18 protein-coding genes are annotated in these 17,266 nt (G+C 44.5%); 16 read left to right on the forward strand and 2 right to left on the reverse strand.

What is annotated here, in order from left to right:
- Positions 1-258, forward strand: a complete 258-nt coding sequence (locus ACYQ2E_RS07215) for a hypothetical protein (protein WP_460017394.1) — start codon at positions 1-3, stop codon at positions 256-258.
- Positions 259-481: 223 nt separating this feature from the next.
- Here ACYQ2E_RS07215 and ACYQ2E_RS07220 read toward each other — a convergent pair whose 3' ends face one another.
- Positions 482-934, reverse strand: a complete 453-nt coding sequence (locus tag ACYQ2E_RS07220) for an NUDIX hydrolase (RefSeq protein ID WP_460017395.1) — start codon at positions 932-934, stop codon at positions 482-484.
- Between the two features lie 47 nt (positions 935-981).
- On the opposite strand from ACYQ2E_RS07220, the gene mreC reads away from it, so the two are divergent.
- From mreC to ACYQ2E_RS07275, 11 genes are all read left to right on the forward strand, one after another.
- Positions 982-1,815 (forward strand): rod shape-determining protein MreC, encoded by an 834-nt coding sequence (mreC, locus tag ACYQ2E_RS07225; RefSeq protein WP_460017396.1) that lies wholly within the window; start codon positions 982-984, stop codon positions 1,813-1,815.
- A 119-nt stretch (positions 1,816-1,934) separates the two neighbouring features.
- Positions 1,935-2,474 carry a rod shape-determining protein MreD gene (gene mreD / locus ACYQ2E_RS07230; protein WP_460017397.1) on the forward strand — a complete coding sequence of 180 codons (540 nt, stop codon included), beginning with the start codon at positions 1,935-1,937 and terminating at the stop codon, positions 2,472-2,474.
- Positions 2,475-2,583: 109 nt separating this feature from the next.
- Positions 2,584-3,753 (forward strand): CHAP domain-containing protein, encoded by a 1,170-nt coding sequence (locus tag ACYQ2E_RS07235; protein ID WP_460017398.1) that lies wholly within the window; start codon positions 2,584-2,586, stop codon positions 3,751-3,753.
- 228 nt (positions 3,754-3,981) lie between these two features.
- On the forward strand, positions 3,982-5,151 hold the full coding sequence (locus tag ACYQ2E_RS07240; RefSeq protein WP_460017399.1) for a CHAP domain-containing protein: 1,170 nt from the start codon (positions 3,982-3,984) through the stop codon (positions 5,149-5,151).
- A gap of 429 nt (positions 5,152-5,580) precedes the next feature.
- Positions 5,581-6,426: a MerR family transcriptional regulator gene (locus ACYQ2E_RS07245; protein WP_460017400.1), complete on the forward strand. Its 846-nt coding sequence runs from the start codon at positions 5,581-5,583 to the stop codon at positions 6,424-6,426.
- An 84-nt stretch (positions 6,427-6,510) separates the two neighbouring features.
- The gene (nox, locus tag ACYQ2E_RS07250) at positions 6,511-7,848 is read left to right on the forward strand and encodes a H2O-forming NADH oxidase (protein ID WP_460017401.1); all 1,338 of its coding nucleotides are present in this window, start codon (positions 6,511-6,513) and stop codon (positions 7,846-7,848) included.
- Entirely contained in the window at positions 7,838-8,449 is a 612-nt protein-coding gene (locus ACYQ2E_RS07255; protein ID WP_460017402.1) for a DUF4125 family protein, read from the forward strand. Before nox ends, ACYQ2E_RS07255 begins: the two co-directional genes overlap by 11 nt.
- Positions 8,449-10,230: a DUF4037 domain-containing protein gene (locus tag ACYQ2E_RS07260; RefSeq protein ID WP_460017403.1), complete on the forward strand. Its 1,782-nt coding sequence runs from the start codon at positions 8,449-8,451 to the stop codon at positions 10,228-10,230. Before ACYQ2E_RS07255 ends, ACYQ2E_RS07260 begins: the two co-directional genes overlap by 1 nt.
- Position 10,231: 1 nt before the next feature.
- Positions 10,232-10,474, forward strand: coding sequence for an AbrB/MazE/SpoVT family DNA-binding domain-containing protein (locus tag ACYQ2E_RS07265; RefSeq protein ID WP_460017404.1), 243 nt, complete (start codon positions 10,232-10,234; stop codon positions 10,472-10,474).
- Positions 10,475-10,742: 268 nt separating this feature from the next.
- Positions 10,743-11,783 (forward strand): inorganic phosphate transporter, encoded by a 1,041-nt coding sequence (locus ACYQ2E_RS07270; protein WP_460017405.1) that lies wholly within the window; start codon positions 10,743-10,745, stop codon positions 11,781-11,783.
- Positions 11,784-11,872: 89 nt separating this feature from the next.
- Positions 11,873-12,496, forward strand: a complete 624-nt coding sequence (locus ACYQ2E_RS07275; RefSeq protein ID WP_460017406.1) for a DUF47 domain-containing protein — start codon at positions 11,873-11,875, stop codon at positions 12,494-12,496.
- 383 nt (positions 12,497-12,879) lie between these two features.
- Here the strand turns inward: ACYQ2E_RS07275 and ACYQ2E_RS07280 are convergent, their stop codons facing one another.
- Positions 12,880-14,124, reverse strand: coding sequence for an MFS transporter (locus ACYQ2E_RS07280; RefSeq protein WP_460017407.1), 1,245 nt, complete (start codon positions 14,122-14,124; stop codon positions 12,880-12,882).
- A gap of 174 nt (positions 14,125-14,298) precedes the next feature.
- On the opposite strand from ACYQ2E_RS07280, the gene ACYQ2E_RS07285 reads away from it, so the two are divergent.
- The 4 genes from ACYQ2E_RS07285 to ACYQ2E_RS07300 all read left to right on the forward strand — a co-directional run bounded on the left by ACYQ2E_RS07285 (position 14,299) and on the right by ACYQ2E_RS07300 (position 17,252).
- A complete protein-coding gene (locus tag ACYQ2E_RS07285; RefSeq protein WP_460017408.1) occupies positions 14,299-15,162 on the forward strand; it encodes an Rgg family transcriptional regulator in 864 nt (287 codons plus the stop codon).
- A 422-nt stretch (positions 15,163-15,584) separates the two neighbouring features.
- The gene (locus tag ACYQ2E_RS07290) at positions 15,585-15,857 is read left to right on the forward strand and encodes a BMC domain-containing protein (RefSeq protein ID WP_460017409.1); all 273 of its coding nucleotides are present in this window, start codon (positions 15,585-15,587) and stop codon (positions 15,855-15,857) included.
- A gap of 23 nt (positions 15,858-15,880) precedes the next feature.
- The gene (locus ACYQ2E_RS07295) at positions 15,881-17,002 is read left to right on the forward strand and encodes a hypothetical protein (RefSeq protein WP_460017410.1); all 1,122 of its coding nucleotides are present in this window, start codon (positions 15,881-15,883) and stop codon (positions 17,000-17,002) included.
- On the forward strand, positions 16,989-17,252 hold the full coding sequence (locus ACYQ2E_RS07300; RefSeq protein ID WP_460017411.1) for a hypothetical protein: 264 nt from the start codon (positions 16,989-16,991) through the stop codon (positions 17,250-17,252). Before ACYQ2E_RS07295 ends, ACYQ2E_RS07300 begins: the two co-directional genes overlap by 14 nt.
- The last annotated feature ends 14 nt before the right edge of the window (positions 17,253-17,266 follow it).

The following is a 17,266-nucleotide window of genomic DNA, read 5'->3' on the forward strand; positions in this document are numbered from 1 at the left end:
ATGAATAAAGAATTAAATTCAACACAAAAATCACGATTATATGGACTGACAGCTATTGTTTGTGCAATTTGGCTGGGCCAGTCCGTCATGAAAGCCGTGCAGGACAGTCAGCTCTTTTCTGTCTACAATATCATCTTTTACATCTGTCTGCTTCTTGTGATTGCTTACACAGCCTTCTCGGCCTATCAGATGTGGAAACAAGCCCGGTCTGAGACTGAGAAAGCAGAGGCAGAGAATCAGAACATCACGGAGAAATAACAAAACGCCTCCTTATTTGAAAAACTCATGAATGCTGAATTCATGAGCTTTTTGGTCAAAAATAGAAAAAATGAACAGTGCGGAGCAGTTCACTTGATACATTGTCATCGCACTTTTACAGCACTCCAGAGCATAAAAAGAGACAATGTCCAACGGACTTTGTCTACAATCAAACTGTGACAAATTGTCACGGTTTCATTTCCCTCTTTCTTCAGGCGCTCTTTTATCTTCCTCCAATACGATGATATTTTTCCAGTCCCCACTTATGACTGCCGCGCTTAAGCTTATCCAGTGCCTCATCATAATCAAACCAGTAAATCTGATTAAAATCCTCCAGCGGCGCCTTGTCAAAATTGACCGAAGCCAAGCTGTAAATGTAGGCAGGATTATAAAAATGCTGGTCACGATGTGAACTATAAAAATATTCATCCGCCTGGCCGAGAAAATCACCGATTTCGCAGTCAGCGCCCAACTCTTCAAGGAGTTCGCGTTTCAGCGCTTCCTCATGATTTTCGCCAGCTTCAATTTCACCGCCGGGCAGAAAGAACTCATGATTCGGCGCCTGAACGAGACAGAATTGCTCATCCTTTTCAACAATCGCGTAAACACCGTAGCGTGCTTTATAGACTGCACCATTTACTTTTTCACCAAAAACAGGAATATTTTCGTTCATCATTTCCTATATTCTAACAAAATATCCTGAGAAATGTTAAAATAAACAAGATGAAAAAGTTTAACTTCAGTAAAATTGTCGTCATCGGCCTGCTCATTATCATAGCAAGCATGACCGCCATCACGATAACTGCCAAATCCTACAGCAGCGGCAGCACGCCCAATGCTTTCATAAAAGTCATCAATGACGGCACAGGCACAGCTGACAGCCTTTTGGCCGCGCCGGGGAATTTTTTCAAATCAAAAGTCAATGATTTCCGCAACGCGCTGAATGCTTTTTCGCAGAACCAGAGCCTAAAGAAAAAGCTGGCCGATTTGACAGTAGACCAGCAGAAACTAGCAGCGCTTGAAAATGAGAATAAAAAGCTGCAAGACGCCCTCCAGCTGCAGAATTCACTGATAGACTACCATCTGATTAATGCGTCAGTCATCAGCCGCACACCAGCAAGCTGGAACGACACGCTCATCATCAATAAAGGCAGCAGCTCCGGCCTGGCAGAAAAAACACTCGTCATGGCCAACGGCGGAATCATCGGTGTCGTCGGACAAGTCAATACTTCCACAAGTAAAGTCGATTTATTTACAAACTCTGACAGTTTGTCAAATAAAATTTCCATCAAAATCGGCGAAAACTCGGGTTTTCTGATGGACTTTGACAAAAAGACAAATCGATTTGTGATTTCCAACATGGGAACACTGACGGACATCACAAAAGGAAACAACGTTGTGACATCAGGCCTAGACGGTGTCTTTCCAAGCGATTTGCTGCTGGGCACCGTAGACGAAATCAAGACCGGCAGCTCAACTTATTCCGCTCAAATCTATGTGAAGCCGGCTTCCGACTTTTATAACCTGCAAGTTGTTTCGGCTGTGAGCAGAAAATAAACAGACAAAATATTCGTAGGTGTCCAAAAAAAGCTCGAAAATTCTAAGCACCGCGAACTTGAGAAATAAAATGTCAAAAAAAGCAGAGCGCTGACACGAACACTATTCAAAGGAGAACTATGAGCCGCTGGGCCTTCCAATTTTTCAGTCCAATCATCCTATTTTGCCTCATGCTGATTGACGGCCAATTCAGCAATTTTTTGGCAAACACATTTTCACAGTTCATCTTCCCAGTTTCACATTTTTTCCTGATTTTTCTGATGTACAGCACCTTGAAGCACCACTTGACCTATCTTTTAATCATGAGCACCGCTCTGGGAATCATTTATGACAGCTATTTTCTAGGCGTCATCGGCATTGCCGCCGCAATTTTCCCCCTGATAAGCCTATTTCTCTATGAAATCCGTGAAACCGTCTTTCAAAATCGCTGGACACGCATCTTTACAATCATCATCATTGTCTTTACATTTGAAGCCGCAAGCTTCGGCATCGAATACGGCTTTGGCTTAGCCACCATAGGCCCGCTGGATTTTGTCCTCAAAGAACTCGCTGCCACACTAGTTTTGAACATTATTTTAGCCGTCATCCTGCAATGGCCGCTAGAAAGCTTTTATCAAGCCGGAAAGCCAGAATCCGCGAAAAAAACGCTTAAACTGTAAACATCATAAAAGAAAATCGTAAAAAAGCTGTAACATTCTAAACAAGCGATTTGTGTTATAATAATAACAGTTATCCGTTTATCTAACTTTTTGGAGGAAAAAATAGTAAATGTCTTTTAAGAAAAAAATATTCTCCGGTGTGATGCTGTCAACAGTTGCACTATCAGCACTGGCTCCGATTACCCCTATAACCCAGCCGATTATCGTCCACGCAGACACAACAGCCGATAAAATCGCCGCCGCAGAAGCAACGATTGCCAATGCCCAGGCAAGCTCTGCTGAAGCGCAGGGCGCTTTGAATACACTGCAGGCCTCCGTTGATGCAGCCAATGCACGAGTGGCTCAGCTGACAGAAGAAAGTAAAGCGACCTCTGCACAAATTAATTCGCTTAATGAGATAATAAAGCAGCGTGGTGAAAGCTTGAAGACACAAGCGCGCAGCGCGCAGACCAATGGTACAATTTCAAGCTATATCAATACTGTTTTGAATGCGAAATCATTGACTGATGTGGTTCAAAAAGTAACGGCCATGTCGCAGGTTGTCAAAGCCAGCAATGACATGATGCAGCAGCAGAAGAAGGATGAGCAGAATCTGGAAGTAAAACTAGCTGAAAATGCTAAGGCCTATGACGAGGCAACAAAGCTCCAGCAACAGTTGAATGTTCAGCAGCATGACTTGGAAGCTGCCAAAGCCCTATATCAAGCAACCATTGCTTCCACTCAAGAAGAGAAAGACCAGCTGCTGGCTCAGCAGGCAGCAGAGGTTGCGGCAGCTCAAAAAGCAGCCGCTGATAAGAAAGCTGCTGAAGAAGCAGCAGCTCAACGTGCAGCAGAGCAGGCGGCTGCACAGGCCGCTGCGCAACAATCCAGCTCAAGCAATAGTAGCTCTTCAACAAGCTCGGTAAGTACTGGCGGAAATGGCGGAGGTTACTCATCTTCAGTAACAACTACAGTATCTACTTCACATGCTGCCGGAAATCCATACCCAGTAGGACAATGTACTTGGGGTGTCTATGAGATTCTTAACGGGAACATGCCTATTTATCAAGGAAATGCAGGTGATTGGGCGGTTTACGCTAATTCTTCTACCGCAGCCGCAGGTGAAATTATCGTCTTCTCACCAGGAGCTGCAGGAAATGGCTATGGTCACGTAGCTGTTATTCAAAGCGTCAATGCTGACGGCACAGTTAATATTTTGGAGGCTAATTATAATTATAATCCAAATGTGACTGCCCGCTCAAATGTTTCTACAGCTGGTGCTTCGTTCATTGCTCTATAAAAAAGTAATTTTACAAAAAACGATGTTAGTGATTATGCTGACATCGTTTGTTTATTTATATACGTGAAAAATTGCTTACAAAAAATATTAAGGAAAGAGAAATTAGCGATTAGTGTTTTCTAATTTTGAGCAAGTTGTAACGCTATCGTAATACTATCAGACTCAAAACTATGTTACAATAAATGCAGTTGTTTTTATATCTGTATACTTTAAGAGGAAGAAAAATCAATGTCTTTTAAGAAAAAAGTATTTTCTGGTGTGATGCTTTCAGCTGTTACTTTGTCAGCACTGGCTCCGATTACCCCTATAACCCAACCGATTATCGCCCACGCAGACACAACGGCCAATAAAATCGCCACTGCGGAGGCAACGATTGCGAATGCCCAGGCAAGCTCTGCGGAAGCTCAAGCGGCCTTGAATACGATACAGGCTTCTGTTGATGCTGCGAATGCGCGTGCTGCTCAATTGCAGACAGAAAGTGAGGCAACGACAGCACAAATTGATGCGCTAAGAGAAGTCATTATTCAGCGTAATGAAATTTTGAAAAAACAGGCGCGCAGTGCTCAGACTAATGGAAGTGTTACAAGCTATATTAATACTGTTTTGAACGCGAAGTCAATGACTGATGCGCTTCAAAGAGTGACGGCTATGTCCCAGGTTGTTCAAGCTAACAGTGATATGATGGAACAGCAGAAAAAGGATAAGGCTGAACTTGAGACAAAACAGGCTGAAAACGAAAAAGCCTATAAAGAAGCGACGGACCTTCAGAAGCAATTGGCTGTGCAGCAGCATGATTTAGAAGCGGCTAAGGCTCTTTATAGCGCAACTATCGCTTCTACTCAAGAAGAGAAGGACCAGCTGCTGGCTCAGCAGGCATCAGAAATTGCGGCTGCTCAGGCTGCGGCTGCTGCCCAAAAAGCTGTTGAAGATGCTGCAGCACAAAAGGCGGCACAACAGCAGGCAGCGTCACAATCAACACAGACTTCACAGTCTTCATCAAGCAGCACTGGTTCTGCGCCTGCTGTTAGCGTTACTGACACTGGAACTTTAGTGCCAACCGTATCTTCATCTAGCAGCGGAAATCCTTTGTGGCAATATGCGGGCCAATGTACATGGGGAGTCTATGAAATCTTGGGTCCCAATCTTCGGATATATTCGGGTAACGCGGGTAACTGGGCTGCCTATGCGAACACAGATAAACCAGCTCCGAATGAGATTGTTGTCTTCTCGCCAGCGCAAGCAGGAAATCCTTATGGTCACGTGGCAGTTATTCAGAGTGTGAATGCTGATGGTACAGTAAATGTCAGAGAAGCGAATTATAATAATAATCCGAATGTGACTTATCGTTCAAATGTTTCGGTGGTGGGCAGCGCATTCATCATTCCTACTTATAATTAATAGATATTTTAATGTTAAACGGTGCTGGTAATTCTGCCGACACTGTTTATTTTTTCACTCTTTCGAAAAAACTTTGCCTCTAGGTAAAGCTTTTTTTAAAACAACAAAGTTTGGATTGGCGCATAAACTCAGTTTACCTGCTGAAAAGACTCGAAAAAATTTTCTAATAAATTAAAGAGGTGTACGCAGCGTTCAAAAATCACAAATTATTTTCAAAAAGTTTTGTTTGAATTTAAAGACATTTAGACAGAATTTGTAAATATAATTTATACACACTTATTATATCTGTTTGATTTCTTTATTTTTAGGACTTTTTAATAAAAACCGTTTGACTTTATCGTTATGTGAAGGTTTATAATTAATACAATGTAAGCGTTTTAGTGGCGGCAAGCCATTTTATGAACGCCATTTTAAAGAAAGGGGGAGGGGATGTCAGACGAATTGTTTTCAATCGGCACTGCTGCAAAGCTTTGCGGTGTGTCTACGCGAACGCTGCGGCTTTATGCAGATTGCGGCTTGATTGTGCCTAAAAAAATTGATGAAGAGACAGGCTATCGCTACTATGATGAGGCGACGCTTGAGTGTATTTCGATTATTAAATATTACAAGCAGTTGGGTTTTGGGCTGAATGAGATAAAGAATTTGATTGAATCATCGGTTTGTCTTGAGCATTATGACAGTTTACTGGAGAGGATGAAGGTGCTTAAGAAAAAACAGGTAGTGATTTATAATTCCTATGTTGCTTCAAAGGACTGGGCGAAGCTGATTCATGAAGGAAGTATGGCGGCTTGCCAGAAAGAGCCGAGTGTGAACATGAAGTATTATCCTGCGGATAACAGCTATTGCTCTTTGGAGCAGTCATACAGCTATAATTTCCGGCAGTCCTGCATCAATCTGGCTTGGACGCAGCATTTGGAAAAGATGGATTGGGAGATTACGGGCCCGATTATTTTAAAGTTTGATTCTTGGCGGGAGAAGATTGCGGGAAAGGCCGAGAGGGCGACGATTCTGCAGGAGTGTCTGCAGGCGCTCGAATATCCGGAAAAGATGATTGTTTACGGCGGATTTATGGGCTTGAGCTGTTATCACCTGGGTGATTTGGAGGGGATTGAGCAGACTTATGAGCGAATGCGCGAGTATGCGGATTCACATCATTACAAGATTCATGATGAAAGTTATGAGCGCTATGTCATTGATTACTGGACAACGAGCTCAACGAATAAGTTTGTCACGGAAATTATCATCCCAATCTCTTCACCAGATATGAATGAATGAATAAATAATGGACAGAATTAATAATTTTCACAAATATTAACAGATGCATCAGGGAAAAAAGAACATTTTAGGAGATTTTGTATAATGAAAGTAGTAATTATCGGAACAAACCACGCAGGAATTGCTGCGGCAAACGTTTTGCTGGACAACTACCCGGCGATTGATGTGACTATGATTGACCGCAACAGCAACATGAGTTTTCTGGGCTGCGGGACGGCGATTTGGACGGGGCGTCAGGTGCCCACGACGAATGGTATGTTTTATGCACAGCCTGGGGATTTTGTGCGAAAAGGGGCGGAAGTCCTGATGGAGACGAATGTCACGAATGTGGACTATGGCAGTAAAAATGTCCATTATGTGAAAAAAGACGGTTCGGCTGGTTTTGTCTCGTATGATAAGCTGATTCTGGCGACGGGTTCGCGTCCGATTGTGCCGAATCTGCCTGGAAAGGAACTTGACGGGATTCATTTCCTGAAGCTTTATCAGGAGGGACTAGCTGTTGATACAGAGTTCTCAAATCCGGCAGTGAAGCGCGTGGCAGTGATTGGCGCGGGTTATATCGGCACGGAAATCGCTGAGGCGGCCAAGCGGCGAGGGAAAGAGGTGATTCTCTTTGATGCGGCGAAAACTTCGCTGGCAAGTTATTATGACCCGGAATTTGCCGTGAAAATGGATGCAAATCTTGCAGAAAACGGCTTGGAGCTGCATTATGACGAGTTAGCCACGGAGTTTCTGGGGAAAAATGGTCGTGTGACTGGGCTGAAAACCAATAAAGGCCAATATTCTGTTGACCTGGTGCTCAACTGTATCGGTTTCCTGCCGAATAATCCGCTCGGAGGAGAGCATCTGCGGACTTTTATGAAGAATGGGGCAATTCTGACAGACCGGCATAATATGACGTCAGATACGGATGTTTATGCAGCGGGCGACTGTACGACGATTTATGACGGTGCAACGCATAAGGAGGCGTATATCGCGCTGGCTTCAAATGCGGTTCGCTCTGGTATTGTTGCGGGGCATAACGCGGCTGGCACGGCTCTGGAGGCAATCGGTGTACAAGGCTCAAACGGCATTTCCATCTTCGGCCTGAATCTGGTCTCGACGGGTCTGTCGCTGGGAGCAGCGGCGAAAGAGGGAATGGTAGTCGGTTATACTGACTACGAGGACCTGCAGATGGAGGGCTTTATGCCGCACAATGATGAGGTGAAAATCCGCATTGTGTATGAGAAGTCGAGCCGGCGGATTGTCGGCTGTCAGATGGCTAGTCGGTCAGACATAATAGTGGGGAATATCAATATGTTCTCGCTGGCGATTCAGGAGGGCGTGACGATTGACAAGTTCGCTCTGACAGACCTGTTCTTCCTGCCGCACTTTAATCAGGCCTATAACTACATGACCATGGCGGCTTTGCATGCAAAATAAAGACATAATTGATGAAATTGTCCAGATGGAATGGGAAATGCTCCAGAAGGTGCGGGGACTGGATGGACGTGCGGCGTGCCAGAATGACCACGGGACCTTCTATATCATGCGCTTCAGTAATTATGCCCCCTGGCCGGAGGCGCTGCTACTTAGTTATACGCAGGACTTGAAGCGGGCAGTGGACGAAAATCGCAATCTTGTGCTGGAAAAATACGCATATATGATGTCTTTGTCCGATTCGGCTTATTATAAGGCAAATCTGGCAGATTTTCTGCCCCGGCCGAATCCGTATCTGGCAAAGATGATTCGTGAGATTGTGGACTATTTGCTGGATTGTGAGCAAAAACTGCAGGAAAAATATCCGAAGATTTGTACAAAAGGCCGAAAATTGAACACTTCTGAGTTTGATGTGCGATTTGCGTCTATCGAGACTTATGCGACGGGCGAGCTGAGGACTTATTCAGCGAAAACGCTGCGGCTTTTTCTGGACTTTGTTCGTGAGGAAAAGGCGCGCGGCGGCAATCTTGCCGTGGAAATTCGTACAATTATGGTGCAAATGTACGGTTACGCTTCACTGGATGAGGCGGAAGAGAGAATGTGATGGCAGCTGAAAATTTTTTTGAGAAATTTGACAGTTTACTGAAAATGCAAGGGATTCCTGCGGCTGAGAAATATGCTTTAAGTGCTTTGGAAGAGGCGAATCAGCAGGGTGACCGGAATTTGTTCGTATCGATTGCTAATGAGCTGGGCGGCTTGTATCGGGTTACCGGGAAGTTCGAAGCCGGAAAACTGGTCTATGATGCGGCACTGACTACTATGCGCGAGATGAACATGCAGTCGTCGGCTCCATATGCGACGACGCTGATTAATCTGGCGAGTGTGTGCTCTGAGGCGAAGCAGTTTGATGAGGCGGTCGGCTATTATCAGCAGGCGGAAGCAATTTACAGTCAGTTGGCTGAGGTTCCTGACTTTCAGAGAGCTGCGCTTTATAACAATATTAGTGCGGCACTGGGTGCCGAAGGGCAGTACGCATTGGCTCTGAGCTATGCCAGGCGCTCGCTTGAGCTGATTGAAGGGCAGCCGAAGGCTTTTACCGAAACCGCCACGACTTATACGACTTTGGGCACGCTTTATCTGCGGATGAATAATTATGCGGAAGCAGAGGCGAATCTGCTCAAGGCTCAGCAGATTTTCACGCAGAGGAGCGGGGTGAAGCCGAATATTCATTATAGCCAGACGCTGAATGCGCTGGGCGAGCTTTATTCTGCACAGCATAAATATACGGAATCGAAGCAGATGTTTGAGCAGGCGCTGGCGATGGTCAGTGAGGCTTATGGTGTGTTGAGTCCTGCAGCGCAGAGCATTCGGGCGAAGCTGTCGAAGTTTGAAGACAGCGATTTAGAGGTGTTTAGCGAAGCGCTGAAGAATACGCCGGTTACGGGCTCGTTCGGGCTTGACTTAAGTGAGAAATATTATTATTCTGTCGGAAAACCAATGCTGGAGCGGGAGTTTTCTGAGTATCTGCCCTACATCGCAGCAGGATTGGCGGGAGAGGGCTCGGAGTGCTTGGGCTACGATGATGAGTTCTCCCGTGACCATGACTTTGGGCCAGGATTTTGCCTTTGGCTGCCGGATGATATTTATGCAAAAATTGGTGCCAAGCTGCAGACGGCCTACGAGAATGAGCTGCCTGGGGAATTCATGGGCTGCAAGCGAAATGAGACGCGCGAAGGAGCGCATCGGGTAGGCGTGTTCTCCATCTCTGGCTTTTTCCATCAGTATATCGGAAAGCTCCCGGAGACGAACATTGACTGGCTGACGATTCCGTCTTCGCACTTGCTGACGGCCGTGAACGGGAAGGTTTTTGAGGATGCCTACGGCGAGTTTACGCGGGTCAGGGAGCGGCTGCGCGAGTTTTATCCGGAGGATGTGCGGCTGAAGAAGCTGGCTGCCAGTGTCTTTAAACTGTCACAGGCCGGGCAGTATAATTACACACGCTGTATAAAACGTCAGGATGAGGAGGCGGCTTTCATCACCTGCAATGAATTTGTACAGGGTGTGCTTTCTACGCTTTATTTGTTAAATCGAAAGTACATGCCTTATTACAAGTGGATGTTCCGCGGTCTGGACGATTTGGAGCGGCTGCCGGAAATGAAAGAAATGCTTCAGAAACTGATTGATTGTCCAAATAATTGTCAAGCCGGTGAGCAGAAAATTGCACAGATTGAAGCGATATGTGCGAGAATCCGGCAGGAATTAGCGGCTCAGCAAATTTCGAGCCTGGCGGATGATTTCCTTGTGAATCACTGCTCGGTGATTATGGCGGGAATTTCAGACCCGCAGATTAAACAGCTGCCTGTTATGGTTGACTTTGGAGGTTAAAATGTCAAATGTCGAAAATTTTGTTGCAAGAGCAACAGTGAATTCAAATGGTCAGGTCACACTGCCTCAAGCAGTTCTTGACCAGCTGGCTTGCAAAGACGGTCAGACTCTTGTTTTTACCGGCGCAAACGGTCGTATTACGCTGGCCCGGGAAGCAGGCACTGACGAAGAGGCTGTGTTTGTCCCGGATTATGAGGCTCTTTTGTCTTATAATAAGTGTCTGGACCAGTGTACGTTCTGCTGATTGAAATTTTTGCGGCAGAATTTTGTGCTTGAAATGCTATGCTGGTGCAATATATTTCTATTTTATTCTAGATATAAAAAAGAGATGCCCTGAGTCATCCGACAATGGCCACATCTTTAGCGGTGAAGTCAAGACTTTACCGTGTTTTGTGCTAATCGAAAGTTATAAAATGAAGTTGGAAAAGTGTCCAACTTCATTTTATAACTTTCGTGTTCATTCACAGATGAAAGTTTCCTAGCTGAAAACGCATTATTATGTTATCATAATAATGAAAAAGAATATTGGCGGTGGAAGCTTGAGTATTGCGTTAATTGTAACTATTTCTTTGGTCATGGGGGTCATTTTTGTGAATGGCTGGACAGACGCGCCGAACGCGATTGCAACTGCTGTTTCTACGCGTGTGTTGAAGCCGAAGACGGCGATTTGGATGGCGGTCGTGATGAATTTTCTGGGTGCGCTTGTGATGACTTATTTTAATGCACAGGTGGCGGAGACGATTAGTCATATGGTGTCTTTTGACGGTGCTGGAAATGCTGCGAAAGTGGCACTGGCCTCGGCGCTTTTCTCTATTGTGGTCTGGGCGGTTGCGGCTTGGTATTTCGGGATTCCGACGAGTGAGTCGCATGCGCTGATTGCGGGCTTGACGGGCTCGGCGCTGGCAATGGGCGGGCTTGGCGCGGTGAACGGCGGCGAGTGGTTCAAGGTGATTGTGGGTTTGATTGTTTCAACGATGATGGGCTTTGGCGGCGGCTGGCTGGTGACGAAGTTGATTGTTCTGATTTTCCGGAGCATTAACCGGCGAAAAGCTAATTATTTTTTCACGGTTGGTCAGGCGGGAAGTGCTTGTATGAATGCTTTTCTGCATGGGGCGCAGGATGGGCAGAAGTTCATGGGCGTTTTCATGCTGGTACTTTTTTATAATAATTTGGCGGAAAAAAGCGGAAACGGTTTTATTATTCCGATTTGGGTAATGGTGCTCTGCTCACTGACAATGGGCATCGGCACGTCGATTGGCGGCATGAAAATCATCAAGTCGGTCGGCATGGATATGGTTAAACTGGAAAGGTACCAGGGGTTTGCGGCAGATTTGAGCACGGCGATTTGTCTTTTCCTGGCCTCGATTTTCGGGATTCCGGTCTCAACGACGCATACAAAGACGACGGCGATTATGGGAACGGGCGCGGCGAACCGCATGTCCAGTGTCGACTGGCGGATTGTGAAAGATATGCTGATGGCCTGGGTGCTGACGTTCCCGGGCTGCGGCCTTATTGCCTTTGTGATGGCAAAAATATTTGTTGGTATTTTTTAAATCAAGATGTGAAGCACGCCCGGTTTGAAGCGTGAAAATTGCCGGAGCTTTGGCTCTGTGTGGGCTCAATTAAAAGTGAGGATTACTAAATGGCACGGAAAAAGCAATATAATTATTTTTTGGCGCTGGAAAAACTGGCTGAGTATTCGGTGAAATCGGCTGGTTTGCTGCAGGAACTGATTTTGGAATATAATAAGGAAAAATTCCTCAGTAAATCGGAGGAAATTCATCAGTTTGAAAATGAGGGAGACAGTATTACTGAAGAAACGAGCAATGAGCTGTATGACGCGTTTATCACGCCCATTGACCGGGAAGACATCGTGGAGATTACGAATCGGCTGGACGATATTTTGGACGGCATCAATGCGACGACTTATTCGTTCGAAAATTTGCAGATTCGTCGGCTGAAAGCGGATACGGATACTTTTGTTCAGCTGGTTGTGACTGCGACTGAGGGTGTTTTACGGGCGACTAAGGAATTTGCGAAATTTAAGAATTCTAAGCTGTTGAAGGAGTATATCCATCAGGTAAAAGTGACCGAATCTGAGGCGGACCGCTTGTATAGTGCGCTTATCCAGCGATTGTTTACGAGTGAAAAAGACCCTGTCGAAATTATTAAATGGAAGGATATTTACGAGCGTCTGGAAAAAATTATGAATGCCTGCGAGGAGGCGGCGGTTGTGATTGAGGGGCTTGTGATTAAAAATACTTAAAAAGCAGTGAGCAGCGTGTTTTCCGCGGCTACTGCAGGGCTTGTAATTTTATTATACACTAGATTTTTCAAAGGCTGAAAAAAGTTCCTGTCAGAAACTTTGAATTGTAAATAAAATGAAAAACAAACTCCGTTTTGAATCAAAATGGGGTTTGTTTTTGTTCTGAGTACTTGTTCCGATTTTATGTGGTATCAGCCTACCTTTTTTCTCTTGATAATTTTATTATAACATGGAATGAAAGCGCTGTAAAGGATTTTTTTATTCTGTGATATCTTTTACGCGTAATTTCCAAATATTCCGATGCCTAAATGCTCAGTAAACGCTGTATCAAGAAAAGATATGACAATAATTGACTGCGTCTGACAGGAATAAAGGAAGATGTTTTAATTGTAATGCTCTACACTTTCTAATTCAAGAACCAGCGGAAGTTTTCGGAAACGCTTGCTTAGTAGTACCAGTGCTGAGATAAGTGCCAGCGAAAGACCTGAGTATAAAATCACTTGGAAAGAGCCGAACTGCTCGACCAGGAAGCCGCCTAAGAGTGACGCGACGGGCATGGCGCTGCAGACAAGTGTCATGTTGATTGTATGGACGCGTCCAATCATGTTTTCATCTGGCAATTTTTGAAAAAGAACGGCGTAGGTCACATTCACCACTCCGTTGGCCATGCTTGAAATCACTGCAAAGAATGCGGCAAAAATAAACCAGCGGAGTTGTAAAGCGACCAGCGCAAGTGTCCACAACACGCCTGCGGTGAAATAACAACTGCTTACCAGATGGCCGATTTTGATTTTTGATGAAAGGTAGTCGCTGAGCATTGTCCCGAGCAGTGAGCCGACGCCGAATAGGGTCAAAATGATGCCGTAAATGCTTGCCTGGTCAAAATAGAGATTGACAAATTCAGGCAGGGCGACATAAAAAATGGCATAGACAATGTTCAGTAAAACTAGGGGGGCGAGTAAAAGTAGCACCAGCGGCTGCTTGACGAAACTCAGTCCTTCTTTTAAGTCTTGAAAATAAGTCGCTGAACCTTCATCTTCCGCTTCAGTAATTTCTGACCTGCTGTGATGATAGTGAACACGTCGGAAGAAAAAATAAGCGCCTGCCATGACAAAGAGCATTGAGAGAAGCAAATGCTCAAAAGCTAGAAAAGAAAGAATAAATGCAGAAATTGCGTTGAACAGGAGGTCCGCTCCAGTGCTCGCAGCCATAATCAGTGAATTCGCCTTTGTTAGGTCGTGTCTATTCACGACTTTCGGCAAAAGGTTCTCGCCAATCGGATAGGTCAATTCTGTTGAAAAGGCAAGAATAGGAATAAAAGTTAAAATCACCAGAGGATTCATTCCAAGCACTAATGTCAAGGCAAGCAAGAGGAAAAGACCAATTAAAGAAAAAAGTGCACAGCGTTTTAAGAGCTTTCTGTTATCAAAACGGTCTACAACCGGTCCCCAAAAGATTCCGATGACGGTTGGAAGGGAGAAAAAGAAGGCTGCTATGCCGGTGTATAAAGAGTTTTTGGTGATTTCATAAAGTATCCACATGAAGACAATATAAACGAGGCTGTCGCCGAAGTTGGTGAATAAACCGCCTAAAAACAGGTTTCTGAAATTTGTGTTTTTTCGCAGCATAAAATAAAATGATAACTTTCTAAGATTAAATAGAATAGAAAACGTTTTTTCACAATTGACCTCCATGTGTTCAATATCTATAGTTCAGAATATCTTTGTCTGTGTTTGTATTGTATAATATTATTTATACAATTGAGAAAACTTTTGAGTATATGCAAACAACTAAGGAGATAGATGAAAAAGAGAATTGACCCGAAAATTGGACAGCTTGTTAAGACGATAAAAGATAATAAGAAGTTAACTCTAAAACAGATGACTGGAGGAAAGTTTTCAGAATCCATGCTTACTCGCCTTGAAAAGGGGGAGAATAGCATCAGTGTTGAAAAATTCTTTACGATTTTAAGTAATTCCCAGATTTTTTTAGACGAATTTCAGCATCTTTATAATGACTATGAAGCGACGGATGATTTAGGCTTTCAGAGGGAGATGGCTATTGCTTATGCAAGAAAAGACATAAAGAAATTAAAAAGTCTTGTCCAGCTCTGGGAGGTGAGTGCAGAAGTGGAAGAGACTAATAAATTTATTCGGATTAATCGGCTTGTTTCAAGAGCTGTTCTCGCTTTGGCGCAGAAAAGTAAGCCCCTTGTAGAAGATGTGAGATTTTTGGCTGATTATCTTGATTCTGTAGATGATTGGGGACGATATGAGCTTTGGATATTTGGAAATTGTTTATATTTCTTTGATAAAAACTCACTCCAACATTACGGGGAAATAATACTGAATAAGACAAAGTTTTATAAATCTCTTCACATTAACCAGCAAATGGTTATTAGGATGTTATTGAATCTTGTTGATGCTTGGCTGCGCTATAATGAACTGTGGCAGGCTCGGAAGTATCTCAACCACGTTAAAGAAGTCGGTATTTCCATTGACTTTTTCTATGAAAGAATTCTGCTGGTTTATCATGAAGCGCATTATCGCTTTTTGCAAGGAAATGAATCTGGAAAAGAGGAGATGAGGGAATGTGCAAATACCATTGAGAGATATGGCTTTGCAGCTGAATCGGAGATTTTGTTTGTTGAGATTGAAAATTTATAGATGTTTTGCATATACTCAAATGGTTTGCGGCTAATAACTTGGTATTGAGTCTTTTTTGCGAGAAAATGGAAGAACTTTGTCCTTAGGATAAGGTTTTTATTGTGGAATTTCGGCTTTTTTGGGCTGGGAATAGGTTGACTGGCTGAAAGAAATGGGTTAATGGTGAAAAATTTATGTTTTTTTGCGAATGTAAGCCCTTTATTTCCCTGGGTTTCTGTTTAAATTTTCTAAATTTTACTAAAAAAATCGTAAAAAATATCAAAAAGCTGTTGACTTTAACATAATGGAAAGGCTTACAATGAAAATGATGAAAGGGAATCCTATTCCTAATCAGCGGAGCTAATTTCGCGAGTTAGCTTTACAAAAATTAAAAACGGGAATAGCTGAGTCTTAAGACGAGCGCTATTACTAGGAGGTAGCAAATGGAAAATGCACTTGGTATGATTGAAACGAAAGGTTTGATTGGTTCAATTGAAGCTGCAGATGCAATGGTTAAGGCGGCGAATGTCACTTTGATTGGTAAGGAGTATAGCGGAGCGGGGCTGGTAACTGTGATGGTACGCGGGGATGTCGGTGCTGTGAAGGCTGCGACGGATGCGGGTGCGGCGGCTGCTCAACGGGTCGGTCATCTGGTTTCTGTTCATGTGATTCCTCGTCCTCACACTGAGGTTGAGGAAATTTTGCCTCGGATTTAACGAGTCAGGAAGGGGGAATTTGTATGGAAAAAGCGACGGTTTCAAGCTCGAATCCTAATTTGGCGACGAGTGATTTGTTGAATGCGAAGAGAAAGTTGTCTTCGGACTTTTTCAAGAAGGGTGTGTTTATTGCGGTTCTGTCGGGTATGTGCTATGGGCTTTATTCTGCTTTTCTGATGAAGGCAACTGGAACTGGTGTCTGGAGTCAGTGGTATGACCCTGCACAAAAGGCGTTGTCGGCATTTGTGGTGACTTATGTTTTGGGTGCTTTGGGCAGTGCGATTAATGATACTTGTAGTGCGGTCTGGTGCTGGATTATTGCGGCGGGGAAGGGAAAATTGAAGGATTTCTTCCGCTGCTTGAAAACGAAGCCAGGTGTCGTCATGATTTGTGCGGCGCTGATTGGCGGTCCGATTGCGAGTACGGCTTATGTGGTAGCGATGCAGATGGCGGGCTCAATTGTGATTCCGATTACGGCGCTTTGTCCGGCGATTGGTGCGGTGCTTGGCCGTGTTCTGTTCAAGCAGAAGCTGAATGGCAGGATGGTCTTCGGGATTATTGTTTGTGTGGCGGCGAGCTTCATGATTGGTAGTACGAGTATTGGCTCGGATGCGCCGAGCGGACGTTTTCTCGGTGTTATTATTGCACTGATTGCGGCGCTGGGCTGGGGAATTGAGGGCTGTATTGCCGGTTACGGCACGTCTTTGATTGATTATGAAATCGGGATTACGATTCGTCAGACGACTTCTGGTTTGACAAATCTTATTATTCTGGTGCCTGTTATGTGTGCGATGGGCGGTAATTTTGGTCTTTCGCTCAAGCTGATTGGTCAGGCAATCAGCAGCGGGCCGGCGATGATTTTCTTTGCAATTAGCGGTTTCTTTGCGGTCTTTGCTTATAGTCTCTGGTACAAGGGAAATAGTATGTGCGGTGCGGCGCTTGGTATGGCTTGTAATGGCGCCTATTCGTTCTGGGGGCCGTTCTTCTGCTGGATTGTTCTTGGTATCGGCTTTGGCCAAAAGGGCTGGGGTCTGCCGGCGATTGCCTGGATTGCTGCAGTTGTCATGGTAATCGGTATCTTCTTTATTGCTGTTAATCCTTTGGATTTCTTCAGAAAAAAGGAGGATTCTCATGCGGCCGCTTAATTATGCGATTTTAAAATATTTTACTGTTGTGGACGAGGCTTGTGCGGACGATGTCATTGCTGCTTTGAAAAAGGATTATGGAAGTTTCAAGGCGCTTAAAAAGAAAGCGTTGATTGAAGCGCTGATGACGGCTGAGGCCAATGCCATTCTGGAAGAGACAAGGTTTGACCAGGATGACAAGGGTGAGCTGCGGGTTTATTACCGGGCGCCTGAAGAGGGCAAAGCCATGATTAACAGCTATATTAAATAGAGGAAGGACTAGAA

The sequence above is a fragment of the Lactovum odontotermitis genome, assembly GCF_054658595.1.